Below are 18,557 nucleotides of genomic sequence, written 5' to 3' on the forward strand. Positions count from 1 at the left end.
TTGCTATTTAGGGGTAGCATAAGAAATGTCGGACATGTCGGTCAATAGTTCGTAATCGACCATAACCACACGCCATTGCCCACCCGGTTCAAACGCTTCCTTCCATAATTTAACAGGACCATAATCCAAAATTTCGCCCAGGAAATGTGTTTCCTTGTGGTTGCTGGAGCGACCATACGCAACTGGGTTCCCAATTTCATCAGTGGCAATCCAAACAGCAAACTTTCCATCCACCGAAAAATTAATTCTATCTTCAAGTATCTCATAGGTTAGGCTAGGGTCATCAGAGGCCAAAAGGTGGAAAATTCTTGAAGGAATCCCTGGCCAGAATGATCTAAATCTATTCACCAACCCTTCGTCCCATATAGTTAACTCATCCCCTTTAAGGGTCCAACCATTGTCTTTATTCAATGCACGTACTTCGTTTAAGTTCGCGTTTCTACTTGCCATCTTGATCCTCGGGTTTTCAAAATCTATCCAAAAACGCCTTACCAAAGGCAATTTAAGATTGGCATAATGGGCAATTTCCAACATATAAAAACCCTTTGCATTGCGCCATGATTCTTCATTTCCCACGGCTTTCATAAGCTGGTCTAAACGTTCTGGCCTCTCTTTTTCAACATTTTGGGCTGCCATTGGTGCCGAAGAAACTAGTACCAAGCACACTATAATCTTTAACTTTTGGATGGTCATATTTAATTTTGTTTTGAGTTTATTCAGCAAGATCAAATGATATATCCGGTACTTTGGGATAACCGATTACCTCCAGATATTCAAATTGCCAGTGTCCGTCGAGTGAGGTACGCCATTTTGGTAAGCTAAACTTGCCAAAGGACGCTAGCGGTCCATAAATGGAAACATCATTGCCAAACTCGCTCTTCATTTGCCATTTAATTGGCCTACCTTCATGATTGAATTCTATTATACACAGGAGTTCCATATTTCCTTCAAAAATCTCTAACCCTCCATCATCTCTTAATTTAAAACTTAAACCATGGTTCTTTAATGCAATTCTCTTGCAGATGGAATACAAGGTTCTTTTCCAGTTTTCGATTTCCTGTTTCAACCGCAACGAATCAAATTGATATATGGACCCATCTTCCAATTGGCCCCATCCCCCGTTAGGAGTAAAAGCCCTTACCCTGTTCAATGAATCATTTTTAAGTTTGATTTTAGTTTTGGGTTTGGTAAGGTCAAGCCATATTTCCATGTCAATCGAATCAGTTTCCTTGGTCCACATCTTTTCTTTTAGATATAGAAAGTTGGTTTGGTTCCAGAGTTGTTTCCCTCCCATAAGTTCAAGAAAGCGATCAACAACTTTCTCGGCTTCCCTTTCTTGTGAATGACAAATGAATGGGCACCACCATAAAAAAATGTAAAAAATGATTCTGGGACATTTCATATAACACGGTAGATATTCTTGCCGCTAAATATTGCGAATGCAACGTCAACTTAACTACGGATTTATGAATCAGGAACCTGAATTTAGAATTTAATAATACTTTTAAGTATTGTTTTTACTTATGGATTACACCCATTTTATGGTAATGGCCAGTACGTTTCTAATAGGGAACGCGGTACTTTTTTCCATTTTTTTGTTTTTGGAAAAAAGGAACCGGAGGTATAAACCGATTCGTCATCTTCTTGCCTTCCTACTGTTGGCGTTTTCCCTGAGAATTATGAAGTCTGTGATATATATTCTATTTCCAGAATATGCAAGTGGTCTAACATCCATTGGGATTGTTGGAATGTTATCCATTGGACCTCTTTATTGGTTTTATATACGGTCCATATTAAGTAAGGTGAGCTGGGATTACAGGCATTTTATTCCGTCTTTGCTGGTGTTCTTGGCAATACCTTGGCTCAAAGGTGAAACTTTGCACTGGATATATATAGGCAGCCTTTTTCATATGTTGGTCTACTACTTTATGGGCGGAAGGTTGATTTACCATGCGAAGTTTTTGGTGACAAAACGGGAAAATGGAAAGCCGTTTTGGGTTCTAAAGCTGATGGTGGCCATGACGCTTTTGTGGATTGGGTTTGTTCTACAGGCAGTTGTTACCAACAAACTATATTATATCGGAATCACCTTTAGCGAAGTGGTGGTGTTTTTTGCGATTGCTTTGATAGGAATGAAAAATTATAGCAAAATCACACGGCCCGTCAATTATCAAGAAAATGGCAACCCCCAGCTAAAAAGCCTAGCTAAAAATGCCATTGAGACCTTGAAAAAAGATAAGCTATTTACAAAAAGTGATCTCACCCTCGCTTTGCTTGCCAAAGAACTGGGGGCTACAAACCATCATCTTTCCAAAGCATTGAACAATATTGAAAACAAGAGTTTTCCTGAACTGCTAAGCGGTTTTAGAATCGAACATTCATCCCAGCTGCTCAAAGATATCGCGTATAAAAACTTGAGCATAGAAGCCATAGCTTTTGAAAGTGGGTTCAACAGCTTATCGGTATTCTATGACAATTTTAAAAAGTACAATCATATAACACCTGCCGAATACAGGAGAAAGTATCAGGTGGTTTAAACCAATTAGGTTACATTATTTCCTTTAATGCGGCAACCAGCATATTTACATGATTCGCATCAGAACTCTCGCCCATCAATCCGATGCGCCATATTTTTCCAGCGAAGGGTCCAAGTCCACCTCCGATCTCAATGTTATATTCTTCCAACAAGCGTTTTCTTAACGCTGCATCATTAACCCCATTCGGAATCTTTACCGCATTTAACATGGGTAGTCGATATTGTTTGTCCACCAAAAACTCAAAACCAAGGGCCTCCAGATTATCCCGCAACAACTCATGGTTTTTTTGATGGCGTGCAAAGCGATTTTCGAGACCTTCTTCCAAAACTATGCGCAGCGCCTCCCGCATCGCAAACATGGCAGAAACTGGAGCGGTATGATGATATGCACGCTTGGCTCCGGCCCAATAGTTCTTTACCATAGTTAAATCCAGAAACCAGCTTTGTACTTTGGTTTTTCTGGAATCCAGTACATCTATAGCAGCCTGACTAAAGGTAACGGGGGAAAGTCCCGGCGGGGCACTTAAACACTTTTGACTTCCCGAATACAGGGCGTCTATTCCCCAATCGTCTACCTTTAAATCTGTTCCGCAGTACGAGGTAACGGCATCAACCACCAACAACGCGCCTGCATCCTTGGTCATTTTACTTATTTCTTCCAGAGGTTGTAGCACACCTGTTGAAGTTTCGGCATGTACAATGGCAACCAATTTTGGATTGCGACCTGTCAAGGCTTTTTTCACATCTTCAGGGTCAATGGGCGTTCCCCAAGGAGCTTCAACCTTGATCACCTTTGCCCCGCAACGTTCTGCGATATCCGCCATCCGGGTACCAAAAACACCATGAATACAAATAACCGCCTCATCCCCGGGTTCCAATAAATTCACCAAACAAGTTTCCATTCCGGCACTTCCCGGGGCCGAAACCACAAAAGTCAACTGATTTTTGGTTTGCAAAGTTTGTTGCACCATACCCTTAATGTCGTCCATCACCTCCAAAAATTCAGGATCTAAGTGGCCAATTAAAGGTGTTGACATTGCTCTTAACACTCTTGGATGTGCATCGCTGGGTCCAGGTCCCATTAGAATCCTGGTACTGGTTTTCATTTCTCTAAAAATGTCCATGGGTTTTATTTCAATCGGTTATCAAATTACTTTTTTGTTGTTCGTATTACTTCCACAAAATGTTTGGGCTTGGCCTTGGTAAAATGGGCTATTTGATGGCGGCAGCTAAATCCACAGGCCACCAGTTCATGCTGATTGTCCAGTTCTTCAATAGCGGGAAAGAGGATCTCCTCCCCAATTTTTTTGGACAGATCATAATGCTCTTTTTCATACCCAAAAGAGCCTGCCATTCCACAACATCCAGAAGGAATTTCTTGTACTACGTCCTTGTGGTTTTTCAATAATGATTTCATGGTGTTTGTTCCATACAGTGCTTTTTGGTGGCAATGACCATGTATGGTCACTCCTTCTGAAATGGGTTCGAAGTCAACCTCTAATCGTCCATTTTCATACTCATCCGCCAAAAAGACATCAATCATCATGACCCCATTTTTCAGTTGCTCGGCCACTTCTTGGTTTGCGATTAAATCGGGTAGATCATCGTTTAGGGCGGAGGCACAGCTTGGCTCACAGACCACAATTTTTAAACCTTGGTCCAAATAGCGTTGAAGCCCTTCAATGGTCTTTGCTCCCTCTTTTTTAGCATCCCTCAAGAAACCGTGGGAGATTTTTGGCCGTTGGCAACAGCCCACATTCGCCAGAATGACCTCGTAGCCACAGGAATTCAAAAGCGTCAGGGCACTGATTCCAACCTTGGGTTCATGATAGTTTAAATAGGTGTCGGCAAACAGCACAACTTTTTTGGTCCCTGTATTGGTTTTAGCCGCGTGTTTCTTGAACCACTTATAAAAAGGTTCCCTGGCAAATTCGGGCAACGTTCTACGCTTATCAAATTTGGCTGTGCGCTGCAAAATCGTTTTGAACAAACCATTTTTTTGAATTCCATTCACAATTCCAGCTTTCCATCCCGAGAAGGAACTTGATGCCTTGGCTGAATCGCGAATAAGCTTGTCCCGTAACGAAATACCATGTTTGTCATAATACATTTGCAGGGTATCGCTTTTTAATTTGGCCATGTCCACGTTGCTGGGGCATTCCGATTTACACGCCTTACAGGAAAGACATAGGTCCATAACCTTATGCAACCGCTTGCTGGACAACCCTTCCGTCCCCAACTGATTGGACATCGCCATTCGCAGTGCATTTGCGCGCCCTCGAGTTGAATGCTCCTCATCACGGGTAGCTTTAAAACTTGGGCACATGGTTCCGCCCAATACTTTTCTACACTCACCCACCCCAGAGCACATGTGTACTGCGGAGGCAAAATCAATTTCTTCCTTATACTGATATTCAGTCTGCACTTCATCATCCCGATAGGAGGTTCCATAGCGCAGATTTTTTTCTATAGTCTGGGACTCCACAATCTTCCCGGGATTCATCAAATTCTTGGGGTCAAAAAGTTTTTTCACCTCAAGAAAGGCCCCATAAAGGGTATCACCAAAAAAGCGTTTGTTATAGTGGCTTCGAACAAGTCCATCCCCATGTTCCCCGCTCCAGGAACCGCCATATTCCATAACCAACTCGAAGGTATCTTCGGTGATGTTTTTTAATCTTTCAATGTCCTCTGCAAGTCGTAAGTCCAAAATAGGCCTCACATGAATTACGCCCACACTGGCATGGGCATACATGGCCGCTTTTGTTCCATGTTTCTCGCAAACCTTCAAGACCCGGTCTATATATTCAGGTAAATGTTCCGAGGGAATTCCAGCATCTTCAATAAAAGCCAGAGGTTTTTTATTTCCCTTTAAACCTAACATTAACCCCAATCCCTTTTTCCGAATGACCCATACATCATTATAGGCCGTACCTTCTGGAAATAAGGGATATGCGTACCCGAAACCTTTGGTTTTAAGTTCCGCTATCATATTCTTTGGCCGTTCCAGAACATCCTCAACGGAATCTCCATAGAATTCAACAATCAATATGGCTTCAGGGTTGCCTTCAATAAAATGACAATGGTGTTTGGTGGTTAGATTGGACCTACTCAAATCCACAACCGTCTTGTCCAATATCTCAACTGCGGATGGATTATAGCCGAGCATGGTCTCCACGGCAGAAATCGCTTCCAAAACAGCCGAAAAATGAACCACACAGACTGATTTATGTTTTGGTAAGTCAACCAAATTCAACTTTAATTCCAAAGTGGTCGCCAACGTACCTTCACTTCCGCAAACCAGCTTGCTCAGGTTCCATTGGTCCGTATACACAAATTCATCCAGATTATATCCGCCAACCCTTCGCATTACTTTGGGAAACCGTTCCTTAATTTCTTCGGAATGGGTTTGAATCAATTGTTCGAAGGATCTATAAATCTCCCCTTCCCTATTATCTTGATCTGCTTTTTTGCGATAGACTTCGGGGGTACAGTTTTCCAATCTCAATTCGGTACCGTCGGCCAAAAGAACGTCCGCTTCCAGCACGTGATCAACGGTTTTCCCAAAAAGAATGCTTTTTGTTCCTGAAGAGTTGTTCCCTACCATTCCACCTACATTGGCGCGACTGCTTGTGGCAGGATCAGGCGCAAAGTGCAATCCATAAGGTTCCAAAATAGCATTTAAATCGTCCCGGGCCATCCCAGGTTGAACGCGAACAGCTTTGTTGGCGGCATCAATGGCTATAATTGAATTCATGTATTTTGAGAAATCCAAAACAATGGAATTCCCAACCGTTTGTCCTGCCAAACTGGTACCCGCTCCCCTTGGCAAAATCGTAATGCCATTTTCATAGGCCATGGCAACCACCTGTTTAACATCCTGAACATCTTTGGGCAATACCACGGCAATAGGTCTAATTTGGTAAATACTGGCATCTGTGGCGTACATACCCAACGAATAATCATCAATAAGTACATCCCCTTTTATTGAATGCTCGAGCCTGTCAAAAAGATCCTTTATTTCCATGGCGCTAGAAGAAAATAAATATTAACCCCAAAATGCCGACTACGAACAGGTAATAGATAGTGGGCAACATGGTCTTCCGGAGTACCATTCCCTCCTTACCTAGAAATCCAACCGTGGCCGAGGCGGCAACCACATTGTGAATTGCTATCATATTACCTGCCGCCGCTCCAACAGCCTGCAAGGCGACAATTATAAAGGTGGGCATGGCCAGTTCCGTCGCCACTCCAAACTGGAAAAGCGTAAACATAAGGTTGCTCACCGTGTTGCTACCGGCAATGAAAGCCCCCAAAGCCCCAATGGAAGGAGCGAACATGGGATACACATCCCCAACAGTCACTGCCACCCATTGGGCCATCGCAATGGGCATACCCGGCAGGTCGGAAGGATTTCCACCAGAGTTGATATAGATACGAACCATGGGTATGGTAAAAACCAACACGAAACCTGCACTCAAAAGCATTTTGGTGCTGTTGGTAAAGGCCGTTCTTACATCGGCAAGTTTCATTTTGTGAAGCCCTATGGTAATAATTCCGGCGATTAACAAAATGGTACCAGGCAAATAAAGTGGACTGCTAGAGGCAGAGACAGAGGTTCCCAAAATCTCCGACCACATAATTTTAATGTCCGTCAACCAACCTTTAATCGGGGTTTGTGGAAGTCTGGAAAGTACTAAGAGGCCTGCCATTATCAAATAGGGTAACCATGCTTTGGCCAAGTGCATTTTTTTGTACTCGCCTTGATCATTCAACTTTACGTTCAATGTTCCAAACCAAGTAGCGGGCCAGTTTTTTTCTTCATCAAAGTCCCAGGCTTGTTTGGGCGTCAAAAATCCCCGTTTTGCAGCTATCACTACAATAGGAATTGCAAGCAATGCCCCCAGAAGAGTGGGGAATTCTGGGCCTAAAAATAGCCCTGTAAGCACATAGGGCAAGGTGAACGCCAGCCCTCCAAAAACTGTAAATGGGAGTATCCTTAGACCTTCCCTCCAGGATTTGTTCTTGCCAAAAAACCGGGTCATCATGCACACCATAAGGGTAGGCATCAAGATGCCGGTTATACCATGCAAGAGTGCCACATTCGAGGTTACCAATTGGATATATTCCGATAATTCCAGTCCAGATTGGACCAGTCCCGCTGAGAATTCAGGGCTTTGGATGCCTCCTCTAACCCCAACCAGTATGGGAGTTCCCAAGGCTCCAAAGGAAACTGCCGTGCTCTGCACCATCATGCCCAACATTACGGCACAAAAGGCTGGAAACCTCATCCCCACAAGGAGCGGAGCAACGATAGCTGCAGGTGTTCCAAACCCCGCAGCTCCCTCTATAAAAGAGCCAAATAGCCAAGCGATGATCACCACCTGCACCCGTCTGTCTTTGGAAATATTGGCAAACCCCTCACGGATTACGACCAGGGCCCTGGAATATTTAAGCAGGTTCAAAAGCAGGATGGCGCCAAAAATTATGTAGAGTATATCAAATGTGATGAACAGCCCTTGAATGGTGGATGCAGCTATGTCCAAAATGGGAATTTTCCAAACAACAATGGCCATTATGGCTGTGGCCAAAAATGATATAGGCATGGCTTTTTTTGCGGGAATCCTAAAACCCAAGAGAAGAATGGCGGCCAGTAGTATAGGTAAAAAGGACAAAAGTGCAAGAACGGATCCGGACATTAATATGGGTTTAGTTGATGCGTGATTTGGCCAGTATCTTTCAACGCCCTATCAATATACCTTTTTTTTGGCCTACCCGAAGGGCTTCCAAAAAACTATTTCCTCTTCTTTTGTGAATTTTTGGTGCGGTCAGTCAATTTATCGGGTTGAAGACCAGATTACTACGAAACAAACTTGTGTCTTGCGTCCTATTTTCTCTATTCTTTTGGGCACAAAAAAGCCCATCTTTTCAGAGGGCTTGTTATTTGGGTGGAAGACCGGGTTCCCTTCGTCAAGCTCAGGACAGGCCTCTCACCCGCCCTTCCCAATGGACACAAAAAAAGCCCATCCTTTCGGAGGGCTTGTTATTTGGGTGGAAGACCGGGTTCGAACCGGCGACCTCTGGAACCACAATCCAGCGCTCTAACCAACTGAGCTACAACCACCATTTAAAGCGGAGGCAAAAATACTTTTTTTATTAATTCCATCAAAAGAAATTAAGCTTTACCGAACCATAAAATCAAAAAAATATAATGAAAGTGCAGCTTCAGAAAATTTAGGATTATGCCCGTACTCCAGAATTGGGGATTATGTTGGTGATATATATTATTTTTTATCAAGCCTGGATCTTCTGGCACAAAGTGTTTCAATTGCAAAAACATCGATGAAATGCAGGTTTTATGGGACAAAACACACATTTTTTGACAGTTCACAACATTTAATTCCTTAGGCCACAGGGCAAGGGTATTTTTAACCTAATATGTTATCACCCCATGTCCCGACAAAAAAACCTCAAAAAACTGCACCAACTGCTGGGTAAATTCGGAGTATTAAGTTTCGCTTTGGTCATTACTTATACCTCCCCTGCCCAAGTCAGTAAAAGGGATAGTCTGTCCTTTCGGTTAAAGCGCTTGGAAACCACCAGTCGTTTCAATCCAAAAGATACTTTGCATATCAATTTGTTGATCAGCCTTGCCGACTCCTACCGATTTTTTAACAACGACAGTCTGTATTCCATTAACAATCGTGCATTGAAATACTGTAAGGCGGTTGGATTTCTTCATGGAGAGGTAAGAGCGCTTGAAAACTTGGGGTGTTATTATTCAGATCAGGGAAACAGAAAAGAGTCCATGCCCATCTTTAAGCAAGCCCTAGAGCTTTCCAAAAAGCTTGGTGACAAAGATTGCGAGCTCAGTATCATTAACTCCTTGTCCAACGACTATTATTATGAGGGCAATGTGGCAGAAGCGCTTAATCTCTATTTGAAGGGCATTGATGTGGCAAAGCAAGTGGGAAGCAATAAAATGCTGTCCATCCTTAACGAAAACATCGCCAGCTTGTACGCGGATCAAAAGGATTTTATCAATGCCGAAATTTATTATGATACTGTTCAATCCTTAAACCGCAAAGTGGGTAATGAAATATTCCATGCAGAAACCCAAAGTAATATGGCCTCCATGTACAAGGATGCCAAGAACTTTGACCATGCAATGTTCAACATCAACAAGAGTATTGCCAGTTTTGAAAAGCACAAAGTCTACGAATGGCTTGCCTATGCCTACCAGGTAAAGGGAAGTATTTATCTGGAACAACAAAAGTACCAATGGGCCCTATATTGGTACGATCAAAGTAATCTATTGCATTTGGAGCTTGATGATGATCGCGAAAAAATCCAATTGTTGAACGGGATGGCCAAGGTATATTTAGGGCTGGGACAGGATAGTATTTCCATGGAATATGCCAAGGAAGGGTTGTCGATATCCAAAAAAATAAAATCACTGCAAGGACAAAGGGATTGTTCAGAAACCTTGTACAAATTGCACAAGAAAAAGGACGATACCCAAACTGCCTTGGTCCATTTGGAAACTTTCAAAAAGTTGTCCGATTCCCTATTCCAGGACAAAACCCAGCAAAGCCTTTCCATGCTGAAAACCAAATTGCAGTACGAGCAGGAAAAAGAGCAACTGATCAAGTCCAACAAAATGGCCTTGGCACGACAACGGAGCTATATCTACTTTGCGGTGATGATTCTCATCGTACTTACTGTAATTACCTTTATGGTAAGGCGCAGCGCGCATATCCAGAAAAAACTGAACGTGGAGCTCCAGCAAAAATCTGAAGTGGTGAGTCAGCGAGAATCCGAGCTGCATGAAATCAACAAAACCAAAACAAAACTATTCTCAATCATTGGACATGATCTTAGAGGCCCAATAGGTGCCATGCAAGGGATGTTAAAACTGTTTACGGACGGGGAAATTGGCAAGAATGAGTTTATGTCGTTTATCCCCAAATTCAAATCTGATGTCGAAAACATCTCCTTTACCCTTAACAACCTGCTTTCTTGGGGCCAAACACAACTGAATGGTGTAGCTACCAAGCCTAAGCGAATTTCGTTGGAAAAATTGGTAAACAGTAACATTCAATTGCTTTCGGAGGTGGCATCGAGAAAGTCCATCAAAATAATCAATCAGCTGCCTGAAAATCCTTTGGGATGGGCCGACCAAAACCATATCGACATCGTTGTCCGAAACTTGCTTAGCAACGCTATCAAGTTCACCCCCGAAGATGGGCTTATCACCATAGAGGCGGAGGAAAAGCGGAACGTTTGGCAAATTATGATCCGGGATACCGGTATCGGTATGAACAAGGAAATACAGAAAAAGATTTTCACGGATACCTCAAACATCACCACCTACGGTACCAATAATGAAAGAGGTACCGGATTAGGGCTATCTCTATGTAAGGAAATGATCCTGAAGAACAAGGGGGAAATTTGGGTGGAAAGTGTTTTACGAAAAGGAACCACATTCTTCTTTACCGTTCCAAAGGCAGAAGATAAATATCAGCAAGCCAGCTAGATCAGCGCGTCGAGATTGTCCACAGCAACAAAGCGTTCCACGTTAAAGCCCTCAGCATGCTCCACGCCTACCAATCTACCCATATCACGGGCCCTGTAGGTTACACTGTCTATAAAGTTTTTACTGCTGATTGGAGTTTCCGGTTCATCACTGTTGGGATCAAAGAATTGGGAACTATAGGCTAGAATTGCCTCCTTCTTTTTCTCAATAAATCCGGATACATCCACCACAAAATCGGGTTCTAGGTTTTTCCATTGAATAAAGTGATATACGACGCGAGGTCTCCATGGCTCTTGCCACTGGTCATCCCCATCCATTTTGGTGTCAATTTTTACCAATCCGCTCAAAAAACAGGAATCGCTGACCAACTGGCTTCCCTTGGCGTGATCAATATGCCTGTCTTCAACGGCGTTGCACAATACCACATCGGGTCGGAATTTCCTGATAATTTTGATAACCTCCATCTGGTGGTCCTTATCATTTACAAAAAAACCATCAGCAAACTGCATGTTTTCACGAACGGCCACGCCTAAAATCTTAGCAGCATTGGCCGATTCGGCATCCCGAATCTCGGCGGTACCCCGTGTACCCAATTCGCCTCTAGTAAGATCAACAATTCCTACTTTTTTACCTCTGGAAACTTCTTTGGCAATGGTTCCCCCGGCTCCCAACTCTGCATCATCAGGGTGGGCACCAAAAACTAAAATATCTAATTTCATGAATGATTGCTATGCATGCACTTGCATGGATTTCACCGAATTTATGGCTTGCTCAATATCCTCTGTTAGGTCTTCAATATTCTCGATACCTAACGAAAACCGAACCAAGAAATCTGTGATTCCCTGTTTTTTCCGATCTTCCGCACTCATAAGTGCGTGGGAGGTGGTCACGGGCGCAGAAACTGTACTTTCCAACCCTGCAAGACTCATAGATGGTTTGATAAGTTTTAATTGTTTAAAAAATTGGGAGACGTCAACCTCTCTACTTAGCTCAAAGGAAAGCATTCCTCCAAATCCCTTCATCTGTGATTTGGCCAACCCATGGTCCGGATGATTCTCCAAACCTGGATAGTGCACTGCCACAATATCTGGATGATCCAAAAGGAAGTGAGCCATTTTTTGGGCGTTGTTGTTCTGTTCCTTCACCCGTATCCCCATCGTCTTCAAACTACGCTCCAAGAGCCAAACAGTATAGTCACTGAGGTTGCCCCCAAAACAAATGGCGGTTTGGTAGACCTGCTCCATATTTTCCTTGGATGAGGCAACTACTCCGGCACAGATATCGGAATGCCCTCCCATATATTTGGTCGCACTATGGCATACCACATCGATTCCAAAATCAATGGGGTTTTGATTAATGGGGCTGGCGAAAGTATTATCTATCATGGTCATTAAACCCTTTGACTTGGCCAACTGGGCCACACCAGACAAATCCGTTATGGTCAGGAGGGGATTGGATGGAGTCTCAACATAAATGAGCTTGGTGTTCTGCTGCAATTCCCGTTCAAAATCGGCCACCTGCCAACCCGTGGTAAAGGAATATGAAATTCCAAATTTTTCCAATTGGGTAACCACCAGATTATAGGTGCCGCCATATAGGGTCTGTTGAAAAACCACATGGTCCCCGGCCTGCAAAAAGGTCAACAGTGCAGTACTAATAGCAGCCATTCCACTTCCAAAAATCATGGCCTGATCTGCATGTTCCAAAGCAGCCAACTTTTTGCCTAGGGCTTCTTGGTTTGGCGTATTGAAATATCTGGGATAGCGTTTTGCATCTACATCCTCAAAGGCGTAGGACGTACTGGTATATAAAGGTGAGGTGGCGCCTTTGAACAAAACGTCCTTAACGCCACCTTCGTGGGTACATATAGTATTTATTCCTTTTTTATCCGTATCCATACTAGCAAAAGTTTATGCTAAAGATACGAAACCGGCTATACTTGAACGCGTTTCCAATTTCCTTTTTTGAACCAGATAACGGCCATTACCGCCAGCAAAACTTCGGCTGCTGTTATGGCCACAAATACGCCCGCTGCCCCCCAGTCCAACACCAAGGCCGAAACATAGGCAATAGGAAGTTGGAACATCCAAAAAGAAAAGAAATTGATTTTAGTCGGGGTCTTTGTATCCCCTGCACCATTAAAGGCCTGAGAGACTACCATGCCGTAGGCATAGAAAACATATCCTATGGCTATGATCTGCAAACACAACCCTCCGCTTTCCACCACACTTGGGGTATCATTGAACAAGGAGATGATACTTTTGGCAAAGAGCAGGTAAACCAAGGACACCAAGCCCATAAAATAGGCATTGTATTTTCCGGTCTTCCAAACGGAGATCTCCGCCCTTTCCGGTTTTTGTGCTCCAAGATTTTGCCCAACCAAAGTAGCCGCGGCATTGCTCATTCCCCAAGCAGGCATCAAGGTAAACATGATGACCCTAATGGCTATGGTATAACCAGCTAATACTTCACTGCCAAATTCGGACATGATCCGCATGAGGAAAACCCAACTGGAAGTCCCAATTAAAAATTGGGCGACACCTCCCAAGGATACCTTTATCAAATTCACCATTACTTGGACATTAAGTACCAAGTCTTTGGCCATAAGCTTGATCTTGCCCCAACCGAAAAAGAGAATTCCCAATTGAAACAATACAGCGGAACCCCTACCGATATTCGTGGCAATGGCCGCGCCCATAACCCCATATTCGGGTATTGGCCCCATTCCGAAAATGAATATTGGGTCCAAAATTATATTTAGGCCGTTCGATAGCACCAGGGTCCACATGGCAATAGAGGCATCACCGGCGCCCCTGAAAATGGCATTGATCAAAAAGAGCAGCATAATGGTAATGTTTCCACCGATAAGTAATCTGGTGTATCCACTTCCTTCTGCAATAAGGTCAGGCTCGCCTCCCATCAATTGTAGGATTTCCTCAGCCCATAAAATGCCCACAATACCCAGGGCAATGGAAACCAAAACACCCAAACCAATGGCTTGAACCGCCGCTATTCGTGCGCCTTTGACATCCTTTTCGCCAATTCTACGGGCCACAACAGCTGTAGCTGCCATACTTAGCCCAATGGCTAGGGCATAAATCAGGGTAATAACGGATTCTGTTAATCCTATTGTAGCCACCGCGTTAACACTGACTTGGGAAACATAGGCAATATCCACGATCGCAAATATGGATTCCATCAGCATTTCCAAGATCATGGGAATGGAAAGCATGAAAATTGCCTTTCGGATACTTCCAGAGGTGAATTCGGTTTCTTTACCGGATACAGCAATCCAGAAATAATTGAAAAATTTTTTAAGGGATAATTTATTTGAAGATGTCATTGTAAAAGAATTATGTGTAAAACAAATGGGTAAACGTCACTGAACCGAAGAAGAATTTCGGTTACTTTTTTGGCCTAAAGGCCATTGTGACATCTATAGCGGACATAATTCTTATAACTTCATGATGCTACAAAGATGCAATTTTTTTTGAAAGCACAAAGCTGAACCCTAATTATTTGGCATAATGGATCCGATATCGCCATAGGCTAATCCCGCCCAAAATGAAGACACCGATCACGGAATACCAAATAAAACTAGGTGTGATTACCTGATCCCCACTGGCATAGCTATGCAAGCCCACCAAATAAAAGTTCACCCCAAAATAGGTCATGAGGATGCTGGCATAGGCAACAATGCTCGCAAAGTTATAGAGCCATAAACTCCGAAGTCCTGGTACCAGCCTCATATGAAGCACAAAGGCGTAAACCATGATGGATATCAGGGCCCAGGTCTCCTTGGGGTCCCATCCCCAATAGCGTCCCCAGCTTTCATTTGCCCATTGTCCCCCTAGGAAAGTACCAATAACCAACATGGCCAAACCGGCAGTCAACGCAAGTTCGTTTACAGCTGCAAGTTCCTGCAAACTCAGTTTTATCCTTTTTTTGTTTTTCTTGGTCGTGGTCATGATCAATATTAGGGATATTACCCCCAAGATCATCCCTACACCTAACGGGCCATAACTACCCACGATAACCGCGGTATGGATCATAAGCCAATAACTGTCCAATACCGGGACTAAGTTTGCAATGGATGGGTCCACCCAATTCCAGTTTGCAATCATCAAAAACAGACAGGCGATAAAAGCCGTGGCCGCAATTGTCAACTCACTTTTTCTTCCCAATGCCAAGCCTATACCCATGGCTGCCCAGGCGAGGAACAAAATACTTTCATAGGCATCGCTCCAAGGGGCATGCCCAGAAATATACCATCGCAGTATCAACCCGGCGGTATGCCACACAAATAACAAAATGATGGTTCCTTTTAGGAAATAGGCTGCTGCCTTCCAAATTTCACGTTCTTTAAAAATTCGGAAAATCAGCACAAAAAACAGCAGAACTCCCACCAAACCGTAGTATCTAAACAAGCGGTTAAAGATATCGAGCTTATTATATATGATCTCCGCCTTTATCTTGGTTTCGCTAGGTAACACTTCAATACCATGGTTACGCTGGTTTTGTTTAAATGCTTCCAACAACTTTTCCGGTTGGGAGTAATCACCGGTTTTAATGGAAGATTGAAGGGTGCCCAAATAATAGGGCATGGAATTTTTTATAAAGTTTGCATAAAGCGAATCGGATACGTGGAACTGCCCGGAACGAAACTCCACCGCAGAAATCCATTTGTTGTTCTCATCATTTAGCAATGGAAATACTTTAAGTATGCTTCCATCCAGCGCTTTTCCAAGAAGGCCAAGTCGCTCATGCACTTTAATGAAATCCTTTTGGAATTTATTCGGGTTGTTGGTAATGGTCGCGTCCATCAAATACGATTCCAACTTATAGCCGCCAGTGGGGGTAAATAGGTCTGTGGCCTTAATATAATCTTGGGTTTTGGGTACATCTATTATTTCCCGGATACTGTCATTTTGACTATCCGCGACCTCAATAAACTCTACGTTATACCAAACTCCGGGATTCATCATCATGGACATAAACACCTGGTTGGCAGTCAGTCCTTCGTACGTATTCTTTTTACTTAATTTCCTTAAGAGTTCTGAGGCAAAGGTGTGCACCGGTTTCATCCTGCCCCCCTCATCTTGTATGACCAGTGCGCCAAACTTTTCGGCATGTTCTTCAGAAACTACAGTTGCCTGAATCAGGGAATCCACCTGTTTTTGGGTTGGTAAGGTATGTGTCTCCTCCCCTGTTGCTTGGGCAAAACCTAGGGTGCAACACAATAATAAAATGGTTGTGAGAGCGGCCTTTTTTTCTTTGATTTTATCCAACTGCCGTTCCAAATCCCTGAACCGGGTCTTGCCAAAAAACATGATTCCCAAAAGACCAATGTACAGCAGGAAATATCCAATATAGGTAATCCACGTACCCCAAAAGTCATGGTTGACGGACAGCACCGTACCTTTCTCATCAGGATGAAAACTGGATTGGAAAAAGCGATATCCCTTATGGTCCAATACATGGTTCATATACACATCGTAATCAAAGGAACGCTGGTCATTTACCGTAATCTTGCTCATAAATGACTTATAGCCTGAAATGGTACCGGGATATTTTTCTGCAATAAAGTCGTTAAGTCGGATGGAAAATGGAAGTTCGTAGACCTTGGAACCATAGCCAAGGGTAAAATCCAATCCCCCAACCGAAATCTTATCCGAAAAATTGGACGTGCCCTTACCCCCCAACAGGGTTTGTTCCACTGTTTCTCCATTGGCCGAAATGGAGACAGTTAAAGCATCCAGCGATGTTTCGTCAACCTCTTCTTCAGGCATTTCAACAATACCATAGCTCCCCTTTACCACAGGTTCGGGAATCACAAATTGCATTCCTGCGATGGTATACAGGGACCGCAGTTGTAACTCTTGCAAGCTATCCTTGACCACATCGCCCCTGAACTGGTCCGCCATCCGCATAAAGCCACCTTCAAAAGGGGAATCTATTTGATACACATCTCCTTGGGAGAAAATATTAATGGCCCCATCGGTAGGCTTGTCCAAAGCAAAAAGTACATTATGAATACTGGCAATCTTGCCACTTTCCAGGTAATGTTCGTGTCGCTGGCCATCACCGGCCTCAACAATTTTAAGATATTCATTCCCGCTTTCGCCAGGAATCAATCCTTCCTTGGCACCGTCAATAAAATTGACATAGGAAATAGTAAACGGCTGTCCATTAAAATCTGATTTCCAGGGCAGTCTGGAGCGCATCCCTTCCTCGGTAACCAAAAGATCGTCCTCCAAAATTCTACGTTTGGTCTCTCCATTGATTTCACCATCGACATAAGCGGTCAAATAGGTCTTGTCCGAATAGAACCGATTTTCACTAGCTCCTTCCCTAATGGGCATCATCCCCTCATAACTGATATAACGAGTCACGAATGCGCCAAGAATGATCAAAACCCAAGAAAGGTGCAAGACCAATACGGGCCATTTTTTCCAACTAAGCAATTGATAGCGAAAAATATTGCCAATGAAATTGATCATAAAGAACACCATAATGGCTTCAAACCATGTAGCGTTGTATATATAAATTCTGGCGGTTTCTGTACTATACCAACTTTCCACAAAGGTTCCAAAGGCCATTGCTGTCCCAAAAAGTAGGAAAAGAACAGCCATAAGTTTTGTGGAAAAGAGGGTCTTTTTAAGGAGGTCAATCATCTGACTGGACGTGATTTTAGCTTGCAAAATTAAGCTATTTTCGAAAGAAAACGAGCCTAGGATTGCTCGGTTTACCTAGACCTGATAAACTTTAACAATCAGTTTGGGCTATTCTGGACGAAGTACTTGGTCCATTACAAGATCTGACAAGCGATCACATCGACCAAAACCGAAACCAAAAACATCTTCTTTACCGCCTGTAAGTTCATAGAGCCGCTCCTTGAGCATTAACTTGGCCCTATGCAACCTAACCTTTACATTGGAAGGTGTTACCGACAAACAAGACGAGACCTCCTTAATGCTCATTCCCTCAATTTCCCTGAGCATATAAACCGTCCTATATTTGATGTCCAAGGAATCGATGGCATCTTCCAATAGTTGCTTGGCCTCTTGGCGAATAACTCTTTTTTCTGGATTCATTTGACCGGTATCTGGTATTTCGACCAATCTTTTGGTTATAGCTGATGAGGGATTTGAATCAAGGGACCTGATCTTATCTTTTTCCCTTATTCGGGCCAGTACCTCGTTTATGCCAATGCGTATCAACCATGTGGAAAACTGGGAGCCATGCTTAAACTGATAGAGTTTTTCAAATGCCTTGAGATAAGTGTTCTGCATAATATCTTGAACCTCAACATCCATTTGCAGATAACTTCTTATTACCCGAAATAGTTTTTGATTGTTTCTGCGAATCAGAATTTCATAAAGTTCCCGTTCCCCGGCAAGGACCCGTTCCACTATATCTGCGTCAGAAATTTTAAACGTCCTATGATCATTGATGCGAATGGCTTTCATGTCCCCTTTTTGATTTAGA

General features: G+C 43.2%; 12 protein-coding genes and 1 tRNA gene. 2 read left to right on the forward strand and 11 right to left on the reverse strand.

What is annotated here, in order from left to right:
- Nucleotides 1–3: 3 nt before the first annotated feature.
- On the reverse strand, nucleotides 4–693 hold the full coding sequence (locus tag M3P07_RS06620; protein WP_249969109.1) for a hypothetical protein: 690 nt from the start codon (nucleotides 691–693) through the stop codon (nucleotides 4–6).
- Nucleotides 694–712: 19 nt separating this feature from the next.
- A complete protein-coding gene (locus M3P07_RS06625) occupies nucleotides 713–1,294 on the reverse strand; it encodes a hypothetical protein (RefSeq protein ID WP_249969110.1) in 582 nt (193 codons plus the stop codon).
- Between the two features lie 385 nt (nucleotides 1,295–1,679).
- Here M3P07_RS06625 and M3P07_RS06630 point away from each other — a divergent pair, with 385 nt between their 5' ends.
- Nucleotides 1,680–2,537: a helix-turn-helix domain-containing protein gene (locus tag M3P07_RS06630; RefSeq protein ID WP_249969111.1), complete on the forward strand. Its 858-nt coding sequence runs from the start codon at nucleotides 1,680–1,682 to the stop codon at nucleotides 2,535–2,537.
- Between the two features lie 10 nt (nucleotides 2,538–2,547).
- On the opposite strand, the gene M3P07_RS06635 is transcribed toward M3P07_RS06630, so the two are convergent.
- From M3P07_RS06635 to M3P07_RS06650, 4 genes are all read right to left on the reverse strand, one after another.
- The gene (locus tag M3P07_RS06635; protein ID WP_249969112.1) at nucleotides 2,548–3,660 is read right to left on the reverse strand and encodes a pyridoxal-phosphate-dependent aminotransferase family protein; all 1,113 of its coding nucleotides are present in this window, start codon (nucleotides 3,658–3,660) and stop codon (nucleotides 2,548–2,550) included.
- Between the two features lie 26 nt (nucleotides 3,661–3,686).
- A complete protein-coding gene (locus tag M3P07_RS06640) occupies nucleotides 3,687–6,560 on the reverse strand; it encodes an FAD-binding and (Fe-S)-binding domain-containing protein (protein ID WP_249969113.1) in 2,874 nt (957 codons plus the stop codon).
- A gap of 4 nt (nucleotides 6,561–6,564) precedes the next feature.
- On the reverse strand, nucleotides 6,565–8,232 hold the full coding sequence (locus M3P07_RS06645) for an L-lactate permease (RefSeq protein WP_249969114.1): 1,668 nt from the start codon (nucleotides 8,230–8,232) through the stop codon (nucleotides 6,565–6,567).
- 350 nt (nucleotides 8,233–8,582) lie between these two features.
- Nucleotides 8,583–8,658 (reverse strand) — tRNA-His (locus M3P07_RS06650).
- A 326-nt stretch (nucleotides 8,659–8,984) separates the two neighbouring features.
- Here M3P07_RS06650 and M3P07_RS06655 point away from each other — a divergent pair.
- Entirely contained in the window at nucleotides 8,985–11,069 is a 2,085-nt protein-coding gene (locus M3P07_RS06655; RefSeq protein ID WP_249969115.1) for a tetratricopeptide repeat-containing sensor histidine kinase, read from the forward strand.
- Here M3P07_RS06655 and bshB1 read toward each other — a convergent pair.
- The 5 genes from bshB1 to M3P07_RS06680 all read right to left on the reverse strand — a co-directional run bounded on the left by bshB1 (nucleotide 11,066) and on the right by M3P07_RS06680 (nucleotide 18,538).
- Entirely contained in the window at nucleotides 11,066–11,788 is a 723-nt protein-coding gene (bshB1, locus tag M3P07_RS06660) for a bacillithiol biosynthesis deacetylase BshB1 (protein WP_249969116.1), read from the reverse strand. The two genes, M3P07_RS06655 and bshB1, sit on opposite strands and share 4 nt — an antisense overlap.
- Nucleotides 11,789–11,797: 9 nt before the next feature.
- A complete protein-coding gene (locus M3P07_RS06665; RefSeq protein WP_249969117.1) occupies nucleotides 11,798–12,967 on the reverse strand; it encodes a trans-sulfuration enzyme family protein in 1,170 nt (389 codons plus the stop codon).
- A 35-nt stretch (nucleotides 12,968–13,002) separates the two neighbouring features.
- The gene (locus M3P07_RS06670; protein ID WP_249969118.1) at nucleotides 13,003–14,412 is read right to left on the reverse strand and encodes an MATE family efflux transporter; all 1,410 of its coding nucleotides are present in this window, start codon (nucleotides 14,410–14,412) and stop codon (nucleotides 13,003–13,005) included.
- Nucleotides 14,413–14,584: 172 nt separating this feature from the next.
- The gene (locus M3P07_RS06675; RefSeq protein WP_249969119.1) at nucleotides 14,585–17,743 is read right to left on the reverse strand and encodes a cytochrome c biogenesis protein CcsA; all 3,159 of its coding nucleotides are present in this window, start codon (nucleotides 17,741–17,743) and stop codon (nucleotides 14,585–14,587) included.
- Nucleotides 17,744–17,851: 108 nt separating this feature from the next.
- Nucleotides 17,852–18,538, reverse strand: coding sequence for an RNA polymerase sigma factor (locus M3P07_RS06680; RefSeq protein ID WP_249969120.1), 687 nt, complete (start codon nucleotides 18,536–18,538; stop codon nucleotides 17,852–17,854).
- Between the last annotated feature and the right edge of the window lie 19 nt (nucleotides 18,539–18,557).

Origin of the sequence: Flagellimonas myxillae (assembly GCF_023502235.1) — a bacterium.
Taxonomy (GTDB): domain Bacteria; phylum Bacteroidota; class Bacteroidia; order Flavobacteriales; family Flavobacteriaceae; genus Flagellimonas; species Flagellimonas myxillae.

Coding starts and splice junctions, on each gene's coding strand:
- M3P07_RS06645 (WP_249969114.1), bottom strand. CDS start 8,232: ATGTCCGGATCCGTTCTTGCACTTTTGTCCTTTTTACCTATACTACTG.
- M3P07_RS06655 (WP_249969115.1), top strand. CDS start 8,985: ATGTCCCGACAAAAAAACCTCAAAAAACTGCACCAACTGCTGGGTAAA.
- M3P07_RS06640 (WP_249969113.1), bottom strand. CDS start 6,560: ATGGAAATAAAGGATCTTTTTGACAGGCTCGAGCATTCAATAAAAGGG.
- M3P07_RS06665 (WP_249969117.1), bottom strand. CDS start 12,967: ATGGATACGGATAAAAAAGGAATAAATACTATATGTACCCACGAAGGT.
- M3P07_RS06635 (WP_249969112.1), bottom strand. CDS start 3,660: ATGGACATTTTTAGAGAAATGAAAACCAGTACCAGGATTCTAATGGGA.
- M3P07_RS06670 (WP_249969118.1), bottom strand. CDS start 14,412: ATGACATCTTCAAATAAATTATCCCTTAAAAAATTTTTCAATTATTTC.
- M3P07_RS06680 (WP_249969120.1), bottom strand. CDS start 18,538: ATGAAAGCCATTCGCATCAATGATCATAGGACGTTTAAAATTTCTGAC.
- M3P07_RS06630 (WP_249969111.1), top strand. CDS start 1,680: ATGAAGTCTGTGATATATATTCTATTTCCAGAATATGCAAGTGGTCTA.
- bshB1 (WP_249969116.1), bottom strand. CDS start 11,788: ATGAAATTAGATATTTTAGTTTTTGGTGCCCACCCTGATGATGCAGAG.
- M3P07_RS06625 (WP_249969110.1), bottom strand. CDS start 1,294: ATGGGAGGGAAACAACTCTGGAACCAAACCAACTTTCTATATCTAAAA.
- M3P07_RS06620 (WP_249969109.1), bottom strand. CDS start 693: ATGACCATCCAAAAGTTAAAGATTATAGTGTGCTTGGTACTAGTTTCT.
- M3P07_RS06675 (WP_249969119.1), bottom strand. CDS start 17,743: ATGATTGACCTCCTTAAAAAGACCCTCTTTTCCACAAAACTTATGGCT.